Annotated in this window: 16 protein-coding genes; 10 read left to right on the forward strand and 6 right to left on the reverse strand. The window is 55.0% G+C overall.

All coding sequences use genetic code 11. The features are described from left to right. The first annotated feature begins 66 nt into the window (after positions 1-66). From AAC01S_RS05710 to AAC01S_RS05725, 4 genes are read left to right on the forward strand one after another with little or no spacing between them, the layout of a single operon-like run. On the forward strand, positions 67-1,026 hold the full coding sequence (locus tag AAC01S_RS05710; protein WP_245630096.1) for an ABC transporter permease: 960 nt from the start codon (positions 67-69) through the stop codon (positions 1,024-1,026). A gap of 40 nt (positions 1,027-1,066) precedes the next feature. Then, a complete protein-coding gene (locus tag AAC01S_RS05715) occupies positions 1,067-1,954 on the forward strand; it encodes an ABC transporter permease (protein WP_067620204.1) in 888 nt (295 codons plus the stop codon). Between the two features lie 4 nt (positions 1,955-1,958). After that, complete coding sequence (locus tag AAC01S_RS05720) at positions 1,959-2,945, forward strand: ABC transporter ATP-binding protein (protein ID WP_067620207.1); 987 nt, start codon at positions 1,959-1,961, stop codon at positions 2,943-2,945. Further along, the gene (locus tag AAC01S_RS05725; RefSeq protein ID WP_067620210.1) at positions 2,935-3,891 is read left to right on the forward strand and encodes an ABC transporter ATP-binding protein; all 957 of its coding nucleotides are present in this window, start codon (positions 2,935-2,937) and stop codon (positions 3,889-3,891) included. The genes AAC01S_RS05720 and AAC01S_RS05725 overlap by 11 nt, the downstream gene beginning before the upstream one ends. Before the next feature lie 102 nt (positions 3,892-3,993). On the opposite strand, the gene AAC01S_RS05730 is transcribed toward AAC01S_RS05725, so the two are convergent. Beyond that, positions 3,994-4,650 carry an HAD family hydrolase gene (locus AAC01S_RS05730; protein ID WP_067620213.1) on the reverse strand — a complete coding sequence of 219 codons (657 nt, stop codon included), beginning with the start codon at positions 4,648-4,650 and terminating at the stop codon, positions 3,994-3,996. Between the two features lie 191 nt (positions 4,651-4,841). Here AAC01S_RS05730 and AAC01S_RS05735 point away from each other — a divergent pair, with 191 nt between their 5' ends. Together AAC01S_RS05735 and AAC01S_RS05740 are read left to right on the forward strand one after the other, a co-directional pair. Continuing rightward, on the forward strand, positions 4,842-5,816 hold the full coding sequence (locus AAC01S_RS05735) for an aldo/keto reductase family protein (protein WP_067620216.1): 975 nt from the start codon (positions 4,842-4,844) through the stop codon (positions 5,814-5,816). Positions 5,817-5,981: 165 nt separating this feature from the next. Next, positions 5,982-7,199, forward strand: coding sequence for an EAL domain-containing protein (locus AAC01S_RS05740; protein WP_067620219.1), 1,218 nt, complete (start codon positions 5,982-5,984; stop codon positions 7,197-7,199). Here the strand turns inward: AAC01S_RS05740 and AAC01S_RS05745 are convergent. Beyond that, entirely contained in the window at positions 7,184-8,587 is a 1,404-nt protein-coding gene (locus AAC01S_RS05745; protein ID WP_067620222.1) for a purine-cytosine permease family protein, read from the reverse strand. The genes AAC01S_RS05740 and AAC01S_RS05745 overlap by 16 nt on opposite strands. Positions 8,588-8,999: 412 nt before the next feature. On the opposite strand from AAC01S_RS05745, the gene AAC01S_RS05750 reads away from it, so the two are divergent. Beyond that, positions 9,000-10,292, forward strand: coding sequence for an ammonium transporter (locus AAC01S_RS05750; RefSeq protein WP_217997817.1), 1,293 nt, complete (start codon positions 9,000-9,002; stop codon positions 10,290-10,292). A gap of 96 nt (positions 10,293-10,388) precedes the next feature. Here AAC01S_RS05750 and glnA read toward each other — a convergent pair whose 3' ends face one another. Beyond that, entirely contained in the window at positions 10,389-11,723 is a 1,335-nt protein-coding gene (gene glnA / locus AAC01S_RS05755) for a type I glutamate--ammonia ligase (protein WP_067620228.1), read from the reverse strand. A 107-nt stretch (positions 11,724-11,830) separates the two neighbouring features. Between glnA and AAC01S_RS05760 the strand changes: the two genes are divergently transcribed. Both AAC01S_RS05760 and AAC01S_RS05765 read left to right on the forward strand, forming a co-directional pair. After that, positions 11,831-12,859 (forward strand): putative nucleotidyltransferase substrate binding domain-containing protein, encoded by a 1,029-nt coding sequence (locus AAC01S_RS05760; RefSeq protein WP_067620231.1) that lies wholly within the window; start codon positions 11,831-11,833, stop codon positions 12,857-12,859. 14 nt (positions 12,860-12,873) lie between these two features. Beyond that, a complete protein-coding gene (locus AAC01S_RS05765) occupies positions 12,874-13,551 on the forward strand; it encodes an exonuclease domain-containing protein (RefSeq protein WP_157071063.1) in 678 nt (225 codons plus the stop codon). A 35-nt stretch (positions 13,552-13,586) separates the two neighbouring features. Here AAC01S_RS05765 and AAC01S_RS05770 read toward each other — a convergent pair whose 3' ends face one another. Beyond that, positions 13,587-13,958 (reverse strand): hypothetical protein, encoded by a 372-nt coding sequence (locus tag AAC01S_RS05770; RefSeq protein WP_157071064.1) that lies wholly within the window; start codon positions 13,956-13,958, stop codon positions 13,587-13,589. Between the two features lie 79 nt (positions 13,959-14,037). Further along, the gene (locus AAC01S_RS05775; RefSeq protein WP_067620237.1) at positions 14,038-15,732 is read right to left on the reverse strand and encodes a M3 family oligoendopeptidase; all 1,695 of its coding nucleotides are present in this window, start codon (positions 15,730-15,732) and stop codon (positions 14,038-14,040) included. 160 nt (positions 15,733-15,892) lie between these two features. Between AAC01S_RS05775 and AAC01S_RS05780 the strand changes: the two genes are divergently transcribed. Next, a complete protein-coding gene (locus AAC01S_RS05780; protein ID WP_067620240.1) occupies positions 15,893-17,836 on the forward strand; it encodes an AMP-binding protein in 1,944 nt (647 codons plus the stop codon). Positions 17,837-17,881: 45 nt separating this feature from the next. Here the strand turns inward: AAC01S_RS05780 and AAC01S_RS05785 are convergent, their stop codons facing one another. Next, positions 17,882-18,793, reverse strand: a complete 912-nt coding sequence (locus AAC01S_RS05785) for a slipin family protein (protein WP_067620243.1) — start codon at positions 18,791-18,793, stop codon at positions 17,882-17,884. Positions 18,794-18,799: the final 6 nt, after the last annotated feature.

An 18,799-nucleotide genomic window follows, 5' to 3' on the forward strand; every position in this document is an offset into this window, starting at 1 on the left:
TTTCAAACGTGTGTGGGCACCCAGCTCTTGGGTGCCCACGTGGCAAAGGAGGATGGAGCCTTGTTTATGTTGCGTTTCTTCGCCAAGCGCTTCGTTGCCATCGTATTCACTTTGGCGGCGGTCATCGCGATTTCGTACATCATGATGTACGAGTCTCCAGGCGGCTTTATGAGCACCTCTCAGGTCGCTTCGGCCTTAGCGCCGATTGCTGCGCAGAACCCCGTGCTCTACCAGAAAGTCATGGAGGAATTCCAGCAGCGCTATGGCCTGAACCTTCCGCTGTGGCGGCAATGCCTTCAGTATGTTTGGCACGAGCTGACGTTTAACTTCGGCAACTCCATGCAAAACCCGACGCAGACCATCACGTCTCAGTTAAAGACGGCGTTGCCAATCAGCGTCATATTGGCATTTTCATCTACTGCGCTGTCGGTGGTTATCGGCATTCCGATGGGCGTGATCGCCGCCTTGAAACGGAATACGTGGATTGATTACACGGTCACGACGCTCTCGATGGTCGGGCAAGCCATTCCGTCCTTCGTGCTTGCTGTTATCTTCGTCCTCATTTTCGGTGTCCTTTGGCAGAATATTCTTCCGGTAACTGGTTGGGGCACATTCTCTGACGCGGTGCTTCCTGTGATTTCTCTTGCGGCCGCTCCGATTGGCGTCGTCGCCCGTTACATGCGCGGCAGCTTGATTGAAACGATGCGCCAAGATTTTATCCGGACTGCGAAGAGCAAAGGCGTGAAGTATTGGCCGCTCGTTTTGAAACACGGTGTCCGAAACTCGATGACCGCCCTCATTACCGTCGTTGGACCGCAGTTCGCGTTCACCGTCGTCGGCACAGTCCTGGTCGAAAATATCTTTGCGATTCCTGGGCTTGGCAAGGTTATCGGCAACGCGTTCCCGAACTTTGACTTTCCAATGGCAATCACGTCTGTATTTATTCTCGGCGCCATTATGATGATTACCAACTTGATCGTCGATTTGTTCTACGCCTGGATCGATCCGCGGGTGAAGTTACAATAACATGTCCAGTTGTTTCAGGAGATAAGGAGGGGGAGTCCCTTTGGCCATCGCGGTATCACAAACACGGCCGGTCGCCGTAAAGAAAAACAGGTCCCAATTCTATCAGTCATGGAAAAGATTTCGAAAGAACTACTTTGCCGTCGGTGGATTGGTTTGGGTCGCTATCTTTTTTATCATTGGCATCATCGGTCCTTGGATTGCGCCGTACAGTTACACGGACGCCGATTTTCTGGCAATGCACGCTCCTCCGTCGGCACATCACATCTTCGGCACCGACCAAGTTGGATATGACCAATTCACGCAGATTCTTTACAGCGTTCGTTACGCGTTGGAAATCGCGCTTGGGGCGACCTGCGTGAGCTTCATCATCGGAATTGTCCTCGGGCTCTGGGCAGGTTTGGCCGGAGGCATCGCCGACATGTTGATCATGCGCGGCGTGGATTTCATGTTCGCTTTGCCGTCGTTCTTCTTCGCCTTGATTCTATCGGTCTTACTTGGCAAGGGTCTGTTTCCGATGATTCTCGCGATTGGCGTTCCTGGTTGGGCGGGGTACGCGCGATTGATCCGGTCCTTGGTGCTTAGCATGCGAAACGGCGAGATGGTCGAAGCGGCTCGGGCATTGGGCGCTTCGCAAACGCATATTGCGGCTCGCTATATGTTCCCGAACGTCGTCGGAAGCATGGTCGTGTCCTTGGCTTTCGGCATTCCGGCCGATTTAACCGCACAGGCCGGACTGTCCATCGTCGGAATGGGCTTGAATCCGCCGATGCCGTCCTTCGGCAACATGTTGGCCAACGCGAGTTCGAATATCCTTGGCTTCCCTTGGCTGTTGTACTTCCCTGCTAGCATCTTTGCAATAACCCTGCTCGCTTTCTTGTTCGTTGCGGACGGATTGCAGGAAGCATTCAATCCAAGGGGAGGCATGTAAAACCATGGCGGAACCTATTTTGTCTATTGAAGATCTTCGTGTCGAGTTTGATCGGAGCGAAGATAAGGTATACGCGGTCAACGGCGTGAGTTTTCAAATTGATCCGGGCCAGGCCCTTGGTATTGTCGGGGAAAGCGGGTCCGGGAAATCCGTCACGTTGATGTCCGCGTTAGGACTGATTCGCGAGAACGGAAAGGTCAAGTCAGGTGTAGTTCAATTTGAAGGTAAAAATTTGTTGAAGATGTCTTCGAGACAACTGGAAGACATTCGCGGTCGTGAAATCGGAGTCATTTTTCAGGATCCGATGACCAGTTTGAATCCGGTTATGTCGATCGGCGATCAAATCATGGAAACGATGTTGACGCACCATTATGCAGGTCATCGCGAGGCGTTTGACCGAACCATACAATTGTTGCACGAAATGGGGATTCCGGATCCGAAAGCGCGATTCAAGAACTATCCTCACGAGTTTTCCGGCGGAATGCGGCAGAGAATCATGATTGCAATCGCACTTGCGTGTGAACCGCAATTGTTGATTGCGGACGAGCCGACGACCGCCCTTGACGTGACAGTCCAAATGCAAATACTGGCATTGCTGCAGTCCCAACGAGAACGGAAAAACATGAGCGTCGCAATCATCACGCACGATTTTGGTGTTGCGACGAACTTTTGCGATAAAATCGTCGTCCTATATGCGGGACAGGTCATGGAAATGGCCGATACAAGCGCATTTATTCAGAATCCGGCTCACCCGTACACCCTTGGCCTGAAGAACTCCATCATCGAAGTTGGCCAGCGTGGTCGTAAACTGGAGCCCATCCCCGGTATGGCGCCGACGCTGACGGAACCTCCGACGAGCTGTTCGTTCGCCGACCGATGCCCGTTCGTGACGGACCGCTGCCGGGAGGAACTGCCAAAGCTGAGATCTGTCGAGTCCAATCACCTGGTGGCTTGTCACCGCGCGGAGGAGGTCCTTGCTCGTGCCAACTAATCCACTCGTAAAGGTCGAAAATGTATCGAAGCGGTTCCGAGTTCGAGGCAGAGAATTGCACGCGGTTTCCAATGTTTCGTTTGAAATTGAGGCCGGCAAGACATTTGGCCTCGTCGGTGAGAGCGGATCGGGGAAATCCACGTTGGGGAGACTGGTTCTGCGGCTGCTCGACGCGAACGAGGGACGCATCACGTTTAACGGCAAGGACATTACGAATCTGCCGAATCGCCAGTTGCGGCCGCTTCGCCAGGAGATGCAGATCATTTTCCAGGATCCGCAAGCGAGCATGAGCCCGCGCATGACCATTGGCCGGGCGATTGAAGACGCGATGGAAATCCACAAGATTGGCACGAAACAGTCTCGTCGTAAGCGCGTGGACGAGTTGTTGGAGCGGGTAGGTCTGCCTTCCTTCGTCAAATACGCGTTTCCACACGAACTGTCAGGCGGACAGTTGCAGCGTATTGGGATTGCCCGGGCGTTGTCGTTGAATCCGAAGCTGATTGTGTGTGACGAACCTGTCTCGGCCCTGGACGTGTCCATTCAGGTGCAGGTCATTCATCTTCTGCAAGAGTTGCAGCGAGATTTGAACCTCACGTATATCTTCATCGCGCACAACCTGGCGGTTGTCGAATATTTGAGCGACGAGATCGCCGTCTTGTACCTGGGTGAAGTGGTTGAACAAGCGCCTGCGGAGAAGCTTTTCAAGAATCCGTCTCACCCATACACACAAGTCCTGCTGCAGTCGATTTTGAAGATACCGGAGGACCCTTCCTCGCGACAGAAGATGACACATATCCAGGGAGAAATTCCATCGCCGTTCAATCCGCCGTCGGGCTGCACCTTCCACCCGAGGTGTCCTTTCGCAACCGACGTCTGTCGGACACAGAAGCCTGTGGCGAAACACGTTGACGACGATCACAAAGCGACCTGTCACCTGATCGGTTGATGGAGAGAACCCGACGCGCGTTCAATCATGTGCCCAAAAAGGCTGCCCTGCGGGGCAGCCTTTTTCAGAGAGCCTCAGTCGTTTGCGGTGCATGGCGCAGATTTACGCGTATTGTGCAAGGAGTTCGGCAAAATCGATGTCTTCGAGCGAGTCGACTTTCCAATGGACATGTCCAAAGTGAAGTGGTTTCGTAACTGGATTGGGCACAACGAGACAATAGACGCCTGCTCTCAGCGCAGCTTCGGAACCGTTCGGCGAATCTTCCACCGCAATCGCCTCGTTCGGAAGAACGCCGAGACATTGCAGAGCTTGCTCGTACAAGGCAGGATCCGGTTTGACGTGCTCGACGTCGTCGGCTGTCTTGATGCAGTCGAAGTAATCGCGAATGTCGAGGCCGTCCAAGAAGGGATCGATCCACGCGCGTCTCGAACTCGTCGCCAGTCCGATTCTCAGATGGTGTTCTTTCGCGTACTGCAGCCACTTGATGACGCCGGGACGCACAGCTTCCCGATCCATCAGCTGGCGATGCCGGGCGTGGACCGAAGCGCGAAAATCGTCGAGATCGATGGGGAGATGCAAGTCAGTTACCAGGTACTCGTATGGATTGAACGCGTGCAGGCTGGTGCCGATGCACTCTGAATACTGTTCGAGCGGAAGCTCGACGCCGTGTTCGCGGTAAGCCTCTTTGAACGCCATATACCACGCGGTTTCCGTATCGATGATGGTACCGTCAAAGTCGAAGATGATCGCCTTAATCATGGGGCGCTCCTCTCGTTTTCTTGTTTAACCTAACACACGACTGGAAAACGGGTCAAACGAATAGTCGCTTTTCGATGCGTGTCAACGAACAACCCTAGATGTTATGCTTCAAAGGTCCGCGAATTGTTTCAACCTACATCATAGGTGCGAAACGTCAGATTACATAGCAGGTTGATGGGAGGAAACGAAAGATGAAGTATCGCAATGTCGGCCGCAGTGGATTGCGGGTCAGCGAGGTTGGCCTTGGGAGTTGGTTGACGTACGGAACTGCCACAGAACGCGACACCGCAATCGAATGCATCGATACAGCGTATCGCTTGGGTGTCAATTTCTTTGATACCGCGAACGCCTACAACCGCGGCGAAGCGGAAAAGCTTGTCGGTGAAGCCCTGCGGAAATATCCACGATCGTCTTATGTGCTCGCGACGAAAGTGTATTTTCCGATGGGGGATGGGCCGAATGATCGGGGACTATCGAGAAAACACATCATGGAACAGTGCGATGCGAGTTTGAAGCGCCTCGGCGTCGACTACATCGACTTGTACCAGTGCCATCGTTTCGATGCTTCCACGTCGTTGGAGGAGACCTTGTTTGCGCTCGACGATCTCGTCCGGCAGGGCAAGATTCTGTACGCTGGCGTGAGCGAGTGGTCCGCTGCCCAAATTTCGCAGGCCAAGGCCATCGAAGACAAACGGAATTTGCGGCCGATCATCTCCAATCAACCGATATACAACATGCTCGTCCGCTACATCGAGAAGGACGTGATTCCGACGTCCGAACAGTTTGGCGTTGGCCAGGTTGTGTTTTCACCGCTTGCGCAGGGGATCCTCACCGGCAAATATCAGCCAGGGAGCGCGATTCCAGAAGACAGCCGTGCGGCGAACGACAACACGAACCATTGGATTCGCAGCTATCTTCGCGACGACGTTCTGACATCTGTGAAGAAGTTGGAACATATCGCGCGAGAACTCGACGCCAACTTGTCGCAGCTGGCGATTGCCTGGACGTTGCGCCAGTCGAATGTCGCATCGGCTATCATCGGCGCCAGTCGTGTGTCGCAGGTGGAAGAGAACGTCAAGGCTGTCGATCTCGAATTGACGCCGGATGTCCTGAGTGAAATCGATACCGTACTTCAGGAGATCGATGGTTTCGTACCGATTTGGTAAGTGGATTCGGGACGGACAGGGGCCTTTCCGAACTGCGGGTGTTTCGCCGCTTGGTTTCCGTTACGTTAGATTTGTTGACACAATGGTTGTCTGTTCGGCACGTGGGTGTTATTTTAAGTGAACACCCACGTGCGGCGTGAATAGGGACTTCAAGGAGTTACATCGATGACAGGCGTTTCACTGGTCAATCAAGGTGTTTTGCAGCCGTATTTTCAACCGATTCTGTCACTCGATCACTTTCGAGTGATTGGATATGAAGCGTTAGGGAGAAAGGTCACGCCGCTTGGAGAGGAGAGCCTTGGTCCCTACTTTGCGAATCCTGATATTCACGACGGGGACAAGCGAGTGGTCGATCGCGCGTTGCGAAGGCAGGCTCTGGCGAAGTTATCCTCGTTTGAAGGCGATTGTAAACTGTTTCTGAATGTCAAACCGAGTTGGATCTACGATTACCGGAATCGGCCGGATGAGATTCCGACACTGCGCTTTCTCGAGGAACTCGGCGTGGACGGTTCCCGCATTGTACTTGAACTCACGGAGGATCAGTTCGACGGGGAACTGTCGCTGCTTCACGAAGTATTGTCCGTATACCGAAGCAAGGGTTGCCAGATCGCTATCGACGACATGGGGATCGGATTCAGCAATTTTGACCGGGTCGCGTTTCTTGAACCGGAGTACATGAAAATTGACTTGCACTTCGTTCGCAACAGCCGTCACTTTGCCAGTTATCGAAGTCTTCTTCAGGCCTTTTCATCCGTCGCGGAGCACATCGGCTCTTCGCTTCTGCTGGAGGGCATCGAAACCGAGGACGATGTCGAGCTCGCGCTTGCCCATGGAGCGCGGTATTTGCAAGGATTTTATTTCTCAAGGGCAAAGCCCGATTTCTTCGACGCGGGCGAGTTCGTCACCTCTCTGTCCGCGTTGTCCAAACGGTATTATTCGGCGCAGTCTCAGGCGTTGAACGCAGCGTTCGACGTCGGCTTGGACATTGTCAACGTCGTGGCCCGCGTACGGGGACTCTTGCGGCTGCGCACTTCGACAGATCGGGACGATCTCGATGGCTTCGTGCGATGGTTGACGGCGCGAATGTCCAGCGTGTGTTGTCGCGCCTACATATGCGCCGCCGACGGAACGCAGCTGTCCTACAATTATGCGCGGACGGACAGCGGCATGTGGGAAGTTTCGAAGTACCGAAAAGGGTGCAATTGGGCCTGGCGCCCTTACTTCCTGGAGAGTATTGCCGCCATGAACCGCAGTCAGCAAGGGATCTTGTCCAAGTTGTACAGAGACATCGATTCGCTGAAGGCCATCCGCACATTCTCCTGTCCGCTCCATGACGACCACTATCTGTTTGTCGATCTCGACGTGGATCAACTCGCCCGGTGAGCGTCGCTGTAGACGTGTTCACGCTTTGCGAACGCGGCGTACAAAATGAATGCCACAATGAAACTCACGTAATACGACAGGTCGCCGATCTGCGGCCAATGTTTCGCGAAATAGCCCACGTACATGGTTTGATTGAAAAATGGGATGGAACACGCGAAGCCAATCAAGAATGCCCACAACCCAGCTCGCACTGGACGCGCATGCGTGTAAAAGTCGTCAAGATCTTGCCGTTTGCGGCGAATGATGAGAAAGTCGCAAACCACGACCGCCAGCCAAGGGCTGATCCAGTAGGCCAGCACGAACAGGAAGTTGCTGTAATTGTTGTAATAGCCGGATTGGCCGCCAATGAGCGACAGGAGACCGCCGATCACGCCGACCAGCAGCGCCGCGATCCATCGCTTCGGCGCGATCGCACGGACGAGGCCGATGTCGATGGTCAACAGCGAGATCGAGCCAGAGTAGATGTTGATCACATTGGCGGTGATTGTTCCAAGAATGATGGCCAACATCGTGACAATGCCGAACGGGTGCGGCAAGATGCTTGTCACGAGGTCGGTTGGCTTAGCGATGGACGTAAACGTGCTGAGACCGGTTCCCAACAACTCCAGCCAGACGGCGGGAATGACGTTGCCCCAGAACGCCGCGTGAAACGCCCGATACCCAGCGGTGTCTCGCGGAAAGTAGCGGCTGTAGTCCGAGGAGTATGTCATCCAGCCCATCATGTAGGATAAAGCGATGGAGATGGCGACGATGATGGATCCCGATGTTCCACTGAACGCCTGTGCCCTTGGGTTTTCGGGGATGTTGAACCGGATGTGCGGAAAGGCGTAGATACTGACCACAATGAAAATGACCATGAGGACAACCGCGGAAGCTCGCTCCACCCAGTGAATGAGATTGTGACCGTAAATCGATATGACGGCCTGAACCGCAATCATCACGATGAGGTTGGGTATGAATCCGATAGGCAGGAGCCATTCCAACGCGTAGACGCCAAGTACGGTATTGACAGCATACCAGCCAATTCCAGAGAGAAAGTTCAGCACGCCGGGAAGAAAGTTCCCTGCGTAACCGAACGATGCGCGCGATTGAATGAGCTGCGGAATCCCCCATCGGTATCCGAACGTCGTCAAAAACCCGATCGCCAACGCACCGACGACGGTGCCGATGATCAACGAGATGCTGGCCTGCCAAAACGACAGCCCGAACACGCCTACCCCGAGCACGCCAGTGGTGAGTGTTGCGAACTCAAGATTAGCGCTAAACCACAGGGTGAAGATGCTGTGTGGTCTGCCGTGGCGATCCGATTCTGGAATTGGCTCAATGCCGTGGGGCTCCACGTGCAATACTTCCGCCCCGTACGATTCCGACTGTTTCGCGTATGACATGGTTCAGCCTCCCCGCAAATACCCGCAAAAACTCACGCACATGGTGTTCCCTGGTGACGCCGGAATTATGAGGCCGGTTCTCGACGTTCACCCCTTCCGAAATCCAGTCTTAATCCGTTGGAAAACGTGTTTCATGCCTGTGTATGGCTAATCATGGATTTTCATGTCATGTATTGAGTGGAAATCAGAATAACCAGTTGAAATCAAGCTTTATTTCTATATATGTTAGATAACATAACACAAAGCGTTGACGGAATAGCATCGTGGAAGGTACGGTTATAAAAAAATTCAGTTAGGGAGTGGAGGCAACGCGATGGCGACCTTGATGAAGTCGAAGTGGTACTGGTTCTTATCCATTTTTCTCGGCATCACACTCATCCCAAGCACCACCTTCGCAGCTACGACGAGCCCTATCGATTCTGGAGACACAGCTTGGATTCTCGCATCTTCCGCACTCGTATTGCTCATGACGCCGGGACTTGCGTTCTTTTACGGCGGACTCGTTCGGACCAAAAATGTCATCACCACGATGCTTCAAGTGTTTGCAGTCATTTTGGTCGTCTCGATTCAGTGGGTGATCATTGGTTACTCGTTGGCGTTTGGGCCTGATTTCCACCATATCGTCGGCAACCTGAGCTGGTTCATGATGCGCGACGTAGGAGCCGCTCCCGACACGGACTACGCGGGAACCATTCCCAACATGGTGTTCGGTATCTTTCAGATGATGTTTGCCATCATTACACCGGCGTTGATTGTCGGCGGCCTCGCTGAACGTGTCCGATTCGCGGCGTTCACCGTGTTCATCGTTCTCTGGGCGACACTGATTTACGATCCGCTGGCCCACTGGGTATGGGGTGCGGGCGGTTGGTTGCATTCCATGGGCGTGTTGGATTTTGCAGGCGGTACGGTCGTCCATATTTCGTCCGGTGTCGCTGGCTTGGTTGCCGCCATCTACCTTGGCAAGCGCGCCGAACATGGAACCGGCGAAATCAAGGCGCACAACGTTCCGTTTGTTCTGTTGGGCACTGCGCTCTTGTGGTTTGGATGGTTTGGATTCAACGCAGGAAGCGCGCTGTCCGCAAACTTCCTGTCGGCCGAAGCCTTCCTTGCGACCAACACGGCGACGGCGGCCGCGGCCATTGGCTGGATGATCGTCGAGAAAATCCGCACGGGTCACGTGACGCTCGTCGGTGCCTGCGCTGGCGCAGTCGCTGGGTTGGTGGCGATCACGCCGGCCGCAGGGTTCGTTTCCGCAGGCTGGTCTATCGTGCTGGGTTTGCTTGGCGGCGCCATTTGTTACTTGGCCTCCACGTTCATGAAGGCGAAACTCGGTTACGACGACGCGCTGGACGCGTTTGGCGGGCACGGTATCGGCGGTACGTGGGGCGCCTTGGCAACTGGGTTGTTTGCATCGACGACGATTAACTCCGCAGGCGCGAACGGACTTGTCCACGGCAACGCCCACCAGGTTGTCCTGCAGATTCTTGGCATCGTCTCCACATGGATCTTCTCCGGTCTTGGCACGCTGATTCTGCTTTGGGTAGTCGACAAAGTGATGGGACTTCGCGTGACGAAAGAAGAGGAGATTATGGGCCTCGACCAGATGCTGCACCATGAATCCGCATATCCAGAAACGTTGACGCCCAGTGAACTTCCGAAGTATTTCGGAGCACAATCGTCGCCAGGTGCGACTCGGGAACTGTAAACGGTAATCCGGCATCCCTTCGCCACGCTCGGCGATGACGAGGCATACGAGGCTGTCTGAAAGCGGCGAAAGCTGCCTGGAGGCAGCCTTGTCTGCTTAGTACAGAGACAGATACCGGTTGAGTTCCCATGGGTGGATCGCCTTCCGATAGGCTTGCCACTCGGCCAATTTCGCCTGCAGATAGTGTGTGAACGCGTGCTCACCCAAGCACTCTCGAATGGTCTCGTCCTCCTCGAGCGCTTCGAGCGCCTCTTCCAAGTTGGCGGGCAGCCGAAAAATCTCGTGCGCGAACCTTTCTTCTTCCGACATCCCGGCAGGCGACTTGAAGAGCGGATCGGGCGGAGTCAATTGTTTTTGGAGGCCGTCGAGTCCCGCTTTCAAGATGACGCTGAACGACAGATAGGGATTGCAGCAGGCGTCGGGTGATCGAAGTTCCACCACCGTTTTGTGGTGTTCGTAGTCGGTGACGCGAACGAACGGCATGCGATGATTGGTCGACCAGAAGATGTGCGCAGGTGCTTCAAATCCTGGAACCAGTCGCTTGTAACTGTTCACCAGTGGATTGGTGATCGCCGTGATGGCGGGGGCGTGTGTCAACAGGCCGGCGATGAACGATTTGCCGGTTTGGCTCAGTCCATGCGGCTGTGCGATGTCGCGGAAGGCGTCTTGCCCGTCTTGCTGCATGGTCATTTGCGTGTGCAAGCCAGATCCGTCCGCGTATTCAAACGGCTTTGGCATGAATGTGGCATGCAGGCCGTGGCGGCGGGCAATCGATTTGACAACCATCTTTGCCGTCATGACTTGATCAGCGGCGGTCACGGCGTCGCTGAAGGACAGATCGATCTCTTGTTGGCCGGGTGCGGTTTCGTGGTGAGACGAGAGGACTTCAATGCCCATTTGCCGAAGCGTGACTACAACTTCCTGCCGACACGACTCGCCCGCGCCTTCGGGGGCGAGATCGAAATAGCCAATGTCGTCGCTCGGTCTGCTCGTAGGGTCGCCATGTTCATCGAGGCAGACCAAAAAGTACTCGAGTTCCACCGAGAATCTTGGCGTGTCGAAGCCCAAGCGATTGTACTCGACCTGGGTACGCTTCAGGATGTGGCGTGGATCTCCAGCGAATGGGACGTTGTCGGGCAGATGGACGCTGCAGATGATTCGGGCGATGGCGAAATCGTTGAATGTCCAAGGCAGAACGAGCCATGTGTCGTAGTCAGGCATCAGATACATGTCCGACTCTTCGATGCGTGCGAAGCCATGAATGGAAGAACCGTCTATCATGATCTGCCCATCGAGCGCGGTTTCCAACTGCGTGACAGGGATTTCGACGTTTTTCAAAATCCCAAACAAGTCCGTGAATTGCAGTCGAACGTAACGCACCCTTTCGGTTGCCGCACTCAATAGAATGTCCGCCTTGGTCAGCCGGGGCATTTTCGTACCTCCTCAGCGAGGACTGCGCCGATATCTTTTGTCTATCATATGACAAGCTCAGATGTTTGAACATGGGTTCTGGGAGGTTCTCGGGAAGGGAGCGGCAAATGAACGAATGGATTTCGGAAGAATTCGCGGATCTCACTCCGGAGGATGTCTATGCGCGTTACTGGAGTTGGTCCCGCGACATGTTTGATATCGCGCACGTTGAACAAATGGACGAAGACGAAGTATTGCATTGGATGTCCAGGCTGCAGAACGCGCGTGAAGATTTGTTGACATGGGGATGGCGGTCGTTCGTGCCTGGGGAACTGCAATCGCGCCTGAGGTTCATTCGATTGGGTTCGGCCGCGCGCGGGGAAGATCTGCCGCGAAGCGATATGGACTATGCGCTCTGGGCTGCGGAGCCCGTTCAGGTCGCGGATATCGAAGACTCGTTGGTAGAGATGGTCCGCGGCATGGCCGCGCTGGGTTTTCCGCCGTGTCATGGCAACGTCATGGGAACCAACTGGCGTTGGCTGGGCACAACGGTGGATTGGCGGACCAGGACGGGCGAGTACTTTTCCTTTCCCGACTGGAAGAACGCGCGCTATCTGTTCATGATGATCGATTCCAAACCGCTCGCGCAGCCGTGCGAGTCGTGGAGCGAGATCGTCGACGACGTACGGCGCGGGATTCGATCTTCGCCCTTCCTATGCTGGCAAATGGCCCATCTAGGCATACACAAGACGGTGGGCATCGACGTCCTCGGACGTCCGAAGACGAAAGAACGCGATGGAGAACTTGTCTTTGAACTCAAGGACGGCCTCCTGAGTCCCATCATCCACTCGCTCCGCTTGCTCGCCCTCCGCGAAGCGTTGGACGTGCTGCCGAGTTTAGACAGGCTGGCGGGGCTCGCGTCCGCCAACGCGCTGTCCGAGGACTTTGCGGCATCGTTGAGATCGGCCTTGATATTCGGTTGGAAGCTGCGCGCGATCCAGCATCTCCGGATATTGCGCGGCGCTGCGGACGAACAGGATGACGTGGTCAAATGGGACAGATTGTCCGGCGAGGATCGCGAACATTTGACCCGCCACCTGCGGACAGCCAAGCACTTGGAGCGTATGGTTCACCGGATGTTTCCCAAGCCGAGGTGATAGCGAGGTGATAGATGGTGAAGTGGTTTTGGACTTCGAATCGTGGGGATGGCCCGAATTCATCCGCTGTCGATCCATCGCCGATCGTGCGTATTTGGGACGCTCCGCTGGAGGAAGTCGACTACTTCATGATCGACATTGAAACGTCCGGTTTCTCAGCGGAAAGGGACACGATTCTATCGCTTGCCGCGGGCTGCACGACTGGCAAATCGGTCGAATTCACCAAGTTCATGTACGATGTGGTCCGCCACGATCACGTCGATCACGTTCCACAAGTCGTCTGGGATCTCACCGGATTGACGCCAGAACAGCTGCGAACGGGTTCCGAACTCGCCGAGGTGCTTCGAGAAGCCCTCACCTTGGCGGTGAACCGCGTATGGGTAGCTCACCACGCGCGTCACGAAGTCTCGTTTCTGCAGCGCTACACTCGCCAGATCTGGAAACTGAAACTGCGGCCGCTGGTGATTGACACGGCCACCGTCGCCCAAGCGCTCGGGAGGCTTTCACGCGTTCCGACGCTTGACGAAGTGTGCGCGTGGTTAGGCGTCGACGTTACGGACCGGCACCGTGCAGACGCAGACGTGCGAATGACAGCGCAGATTTGGCTCAAAGAGATGGAGATGTGCCAAGCCATCGGATTGCGGACTGTGTCCGACGTGATCGACTGGACCAGCGCCAGGGCGTTCGGCTGAAAGACGCCACGGGACACATGCGTGCCGTTTTGGCGTTATGCTTGCTCCACGATCGTGCCCCAATTTTGTGCTTTTTGCAGACTTGTCGCACATTCCGCGAATGCGTTCGCCGTTTCCCGTGCAGCGACCAAAGCTTCTTGGGTCTCCTTCGTTTCCGAGCGAAGCGCGGCTTCGCGTTCGGCCAACGCCAGCAGAACCTTTGCGGTTTTGGCATTCTCCTCAGACGCGATGAGCCGCTCCTTCTCTTTCAACAAGCGTTGGTACTCTTCGTCGCCGTCCTTGCATTTTGCGATCTCGGAGGACAGATTTCGTCCTTCCTCCTCCAGTCGCGCGACATGAAGGTGGATTTCCCCAACCCGCTTATCCTCGATCCCTCGAATCACGGCCACGCGGTGCATGAATGTCAAGCCATGCAGCTCGTTCGCGCAGACGCTCATCGAGGCCGTCGTACAAGAGAGCGTACCTCCTTCCGGTTCGGAAGCACTCTTACAGGGCTTGATCGTCGACGCTGTCCAGCCAAGCGCGGATATCGCCGATGATCGATTTGACACAACCGTCCTCGAACGGTGAGATCAGATTTGCGGCTTTGACGAGTTCGACAAAGGATCGGCTGCCGCCCAGTTGGCAAAGGTGCAGGTAGTCGCTCCACGCCGCTTGCCGATCCTCATTCATCCGTTTCCAGAATTCCAAGGCGCAGATTTGAGCCAGGGCGTAGTCGATGTAGTAGAACGGATAATTGAAGATATGCAGCTGTTGATGCCAGAATCCACCGCGTTCCAGGTAGTCGTTCTCTTCGTAATTTCGGCTGGGCAGATACTTGCGCTCAATGTCCCGCCAAGCCGCTTTGCGTTCCGCAGGGGTCGCCTCTGGATGCTCGTAGACGAAGTGTTGGAATTCATCGACGGTCACGAGATATGGAATGGTCATGACGGATGTGCTCATGTGGTAGAACTTGAATTTCTCCGTATCCTCTTTGAAAAACAGGTGCATCCAGTCCCATGTGAAGAACTCCATGCTCATAGAATGGATTTCAGCAGCCTCGGAGGTTGGGAACAAGTACTCTGGGACGGGTTGGTTGCGCGACTCGTAGACTTGGAACGCGTGTCCGGCCTCGTGCGTCAACACGGTGACATCGTGTGCGGTTCCGTTGAAGTTGGCGAAGATAAACGGCGATTTGTGATTCGGAATCACGGTGCAGTATCCGCCGACGCGTTTTCCGTCGCGGCTCAGCAGGTCGAGCAATTCGTTGTCCGACATGAACGAGAAAAACGTGTGTGTTTCAGGGGACAATTCTTCGTACATCTTGACGCCGTTCGCCATGATCCATTCGGGATCGCCCTTTGGCGCCGGGTTGCCGGAGGTGAAGTGGAATCCGAGATCGTAATAATGCATCTTGTCGAGCCCAATCCGCGTCCGTTGTCTGCTTCTCAACTCTTCGGAGAGCGGGACGATGTACTCTTCGACTTGCTTGCGGAACACAGCCGCTTCGGCTTGACCGTAGTCGGTGCGGCCCATGCGATCATAGCCCATCTGGACATAATTTTCGTATCCGAGTTTCTTCGCCATGCTGGTGCGGAGTTTTACCATGCGGTCGTACAAATCGTCGAATTCCTGTTCGTGTTCCGCGAAAAACGCGTACCGCGCCTCGTTTGCTTCCTTGCGGACGGTTCGATCCGGATCGTTCACATATTTGCCCAATTGCGACAGTGTGAGGACTTCGCCCCTGAATGGAATTTTCGCGGATGCGACAAGCGCGTTGTATTCGGTGACCAACCGGTTGTTTTGCTTCATCTCTTCGACGATCGCGTCCGAGAAAGAGCGGGAATAGACATCCGCCAAGCGAAAGACCTGCGAGCCGTAGGTCTGTTCGAGTTCGCTGCGGAATGGAGATTTCACAATCATTTCGCGCAGTTTGGTTTCGAGGGCCTGCATGTCCGGCGACACTTCATCAAAAAAATCCTGCTCCGCCTTGTAGAACTCGTCGCGGGTGTCAATCGAGTGGCGGATGGACGCGAGGCTTTCCATCGACATAAACTGAAAGCGCAAATCATTGATCTTTGCAAAGATGTCAATCTGTTGCTGTGCGTTGGACGCCGCTTCAAAATCGCGCAAAAGAGCTTGGAATTGCTGCGTGATGGCCGTCATGTCGGGACGTGTATACGTCATTTCTGAAAATTTCATGAGATACCTCCAGAGGTGTATGGTATGTAGCGCGAAATCCTGTCAACGGAGCCCCGTTGGCCTATGTAAACGAATTATACCCCAAGTTGCATCAAAGTGGACCGCATTCGTGGTACACTGGCTCTACGATATGAGGACGGGAATCGGTGAGGAGATAGGTATGAAAGCGTTGTCAACCCGGTCGATCAACTTCGCCCACAAAGCGATTTATTTATTGAATTGCACCATCCATACGAATTTTCGCGAAGTGTTGTCGCACGTGCCTGAGGACATGTTGATTTGCATCGACAACATGGTTCACCAGCGGTACGGATCGGTCTTGGAGAAGCGCGTGTGTGAGCGAATCACAGCGGAGAACCCCTGGACCTTTCGCCAGCTTATTGGCCAATTGAGAGCGGGGAAGCCGGTGCTTGTCGCCTTGGACACCAACCAAGCGACGTTTCAGGCGGTCTCGAGGCATGCGTTTGCGACGGGCATTCCCATCATTCCCATCTACGGGCATGAGCGGCCCATTCGAATCGCCGATCCGCTGCCGCTGACCGACGCGAGAACGACTTTGGACGAATTGCAGAGATTCCTCTTGATGAGCTACCTTGGCCGTCCGGACGATGGAGAAGTCAATCTATTTAACGAACTGTTGGACGCCGCTAGGTATTACGGCGAGGATCGAGTCATCTGCAAGGACATATCGGGAGAAGTCACCTACAAGCAATTGCTGCTGAACACCTACGTGCTCAGCCAACGTTTGAAGTCGCTGGCTTGCATCCGCAGCAGAGTTGGCGTCATGCTGCCCAATTCCATCGGCAACGCGGTCACCTTGTTCGCGTTGTTCCGAAACGGCTGCACGCCTGTCATGCTCAATTATTCAGCCGGCGTACAGACGATTCTCGACGCTTGCGAAACGGCGGATATCAAGACCATCCTCACTTCCAAGGAGTTTATCAAGAAGGGCCAGCTCGATCACGTCGAGCAAGCGCTCACCGCAAGGTATCGAGTCATCTACCTGGAGGATGTCCGCAAGACGATTTCGTTGGCGCAAAAAGCGAGTGGCTATCTCGCGTTCCGCAGGCGCGCGCGCGTGCGTTCCACCAACAACGAGGTGATTCTGTTCACCTCAGGCAGTGAATACAAGCCGCGCGGCGTCGTCCTGTCGCACGACAATATCTTTGCGAATGTGCAGCAGACGCGATCCGTGATCGATTTTGGAACGTCGGATCGCATGCTGAACGCCATGCCGATGTTCCACTCGTTCGGGTTGACCGCTGGCGCCTTGCTGCCGCTGGTCGCGGGGATTCAGACCTACTTATATCCGTCGCCGTTGCACTACAAGCGGATACCGGAACTGGTCGGGGAGCAGCAGTCGACCATCTTGTTTGGAACCTCTTCGTTCTTGGAGAAATATGGTCAGAATGCGTTGCCTGAGCATTTTGCGTCACTTCGTTACGCGGTGGTCGGCGCTGAACGGTTGAAGCCGGAGGTCGACTCGTTCTGGAGGAGCAAGTTCGGCATTCAGATCATGCAAGGCTACGGTGCGACGGAGACCTCGCCCATCATGTGCCTCGATACGCCCATCAACCACAAGGATGGAACGGTAGGCCGGTTCTTGCCGGGCATGTCCCATCGCCTGATCCCGGTCGAGGGCATCACGCAAGGGGGGAGGCTGCAAGTGCAGGGCCCGAACGTGATGAAGGGGTACCTGCAATATGGTACAGGCTATGTCGCGCAAGAAGGCTGGTACGACACAGGAGACGTCGTCTGGGTTGACGAGGATGGATTCGTCACCATCATCGGCCGTTTGAAACGGTTCGCAAAGATATCGGGGGAAATGGTGTCGCTGAATTTGGTGGAGCAACTTGCGGCCAAAGCCTATGGCAGCACGGAGTTCGCGGCCATCAATCTGCCGGACAAGGCGCGCGGCGAGCGAATTGTGCTTGTGACGACGCTCTCGGATATCGATCTCGGGCAAATACGGGAGTTGGTCGACTCGCTCGGTTACTCGAAGCTTCACGTTCCCAGCGAAGTTCGGCGAATCGACGAATTCCCGTTGCTCGGAAGCGGCAAGACCGACTACGTTGCGCTGAACGCGATGTACAGCAAGAACTGAGGCCGATGCTGTCGGACTGGACCAGCCGCTTAGCGGCCGACTAGGTCAACGTTTCTCTTTGGCGTTCTGCGCGTTCAGCGCTGCTTCGGCGTTGACCAATCCCATGATGTTGCCGATGTTCGCCGAGTCTGCGAGCGAACTTGGCACCACGATCATCGAGGCTTTCTCCTTGAGTCCCTCATAGAGGATGTTGAGTGCGCGCAATTGCATGGCCGCCGGATTGGAACGGTACATCTCCGCCGCGGCCAAGAAGGATTCGGCAATCTGTTTCTCGGATTCGCCCAAAATATTTCTCGCCTCTCGTTCGCGCTCCGCTTGAGCCGCCCTCGACATGGCGTCCTGCAGCGCGAGTGGGATGTTGATATCTCGAATTTGCACATTTTGAATGGTAATGCCCCAAGGTTCGGTCCGTTCGTCCATGATGCGCTTCAATTCCTGGTCGATCCGTTCCCGCCCGCTCAGCATCGATTCCAGCATGGTTCGGCCGATGATGTCCCGCAAGGCGGTTTGCGCGGCCCACGACACGCTGTTTTCGTAGTCGGCCACTTCGAGGGCCGCTTTTTCCGCGTCCCAGACCATCCAGAAGAGGACGGCATCGACCGAAACCGGAACGGTGTCCTTCGAGAGCGTGGATTCGGCAGTGAATTTCGTGGTCATGACGCGTTGATCCACCCAGCGCGGGACCGTATCGACAAAGGGAATGATGGTGAACAGGCCAGGGCCAGCCAGGCGGTGGAATTTGCCTAGACGGAGGACGACAGCCTTCTCCCATTGATCCGCGACGCGTATTGCCGCCGAGAGAAACCAGCCAGCCAAAATCACGACAATGCCGACGACGATCGCCGAAACGCGCGAATGTTGAAAGAGCAGTGCGGCGAGTCCAACGCCAATAATCAAACAGGCGACGAAGATGAACTGCTGAAGACCAGTCACTTTCCGATAAGCCAGATTTCCCATCTGACA

This window comes from Alicyclobacillus acidiphilus NBRC 100859 (assembly GCF_001544355.1).
Lineage (GTDB): Bacteria > Bacillota > Bacilli > Alicyclobacillales > Alicyclobacillaceae > Alicyclobacillus > Alicyclobacillus acidiphilus.

Excerpts from the sequence above, each read along its gene's own strand:
- AAC01S_RS05710 (WP_245630096.1), top strand. The coding sequence starts at position 67 with ATGTTGCGTTTCTTCGCCAAGCGCTTCGTTGCCATCGTATTCACTTTG.
- AAC01S_RS05720 (WP_067620207.1), top strand. The coding sequence starts at position 1,959 with ATGGCGGAACCTATTTTGTCTATTGAAGATCTTCGTGTCGAGTTTGAT.
- AAC01S_RS05730 (WP_067620213.1), bottom strand. The coding sequence starts at position 4,650 with ATGATTAAGGCGATCATCTTCGACTTTGACGGTACCATCATCGATACG.
- AAC01S_RS05735 (WP_067620216.1), top strand. The coding sequence starts at position 4,842 with ATGAAGTATCGCAATGTCGGCCGCAGTGGATTGCGGGTCAGCGAGGTT.
- AAC01S_RS05740 (WP_067620219.1), top strand. The coding sequence starts at position 5,982 with ATGACAGGCGTTTCACTGGTCAATCAAGGTGTTTTGCAGCCGTATTTT.
- AAC01S_RS05745 (WP_067620222.1), bottom strand. The coding sequence starts at position 8,587 with ATGTCATACGCGAAACAGTCGGAATCGTACGGGGCGGAAGTATTGCAC.
- glnA (WP_067620228.1), bottom strand. The coding sequence starts at position 11,723 with ATGCCCCGGCTGACCAAGGCGGACATTCTATTGAGTGCGGCAACCGAA.
- AAC01S_RS05760 (WP_067620231.1), top strand. The coding sequence starts at position 11,831 with ATGAACGAATGGATTTCGGAAGAATTCGCGGATCTCACTCCGGAGGAT.
- AAC01S_RS05765 (WP_157071063.1), top strand. The coding sequence starts at position 12,874 with ATGGTGAAGTGGTTTTGGACTTCGAATCGTGGGGATGGCCCGAATTCA.
- AAC01S_RS05775 (WP_067620237.1), bottom strand. The coding sequence starts at position 15,732 with ATGAAATTTTCAGAAATGACGTATACACGTCCCGACATGACGGCCATC.
- AAC01S_RS05780 (WP_067620240.1), top strand. The coding sequence starts at position 15,893 with ATGAAAGCGTTGTCAACCCGGTCGATCAACTTCGCCCACAAAGCGATT.
- AAC01S_RS05785 (WP_067620243.1), bottom strand. The coding sequence starts at position 18,793 with ATGGGAAATCTGGCTTATCGGAAAGTGACTGGTCTTCAGCAGTTCATC.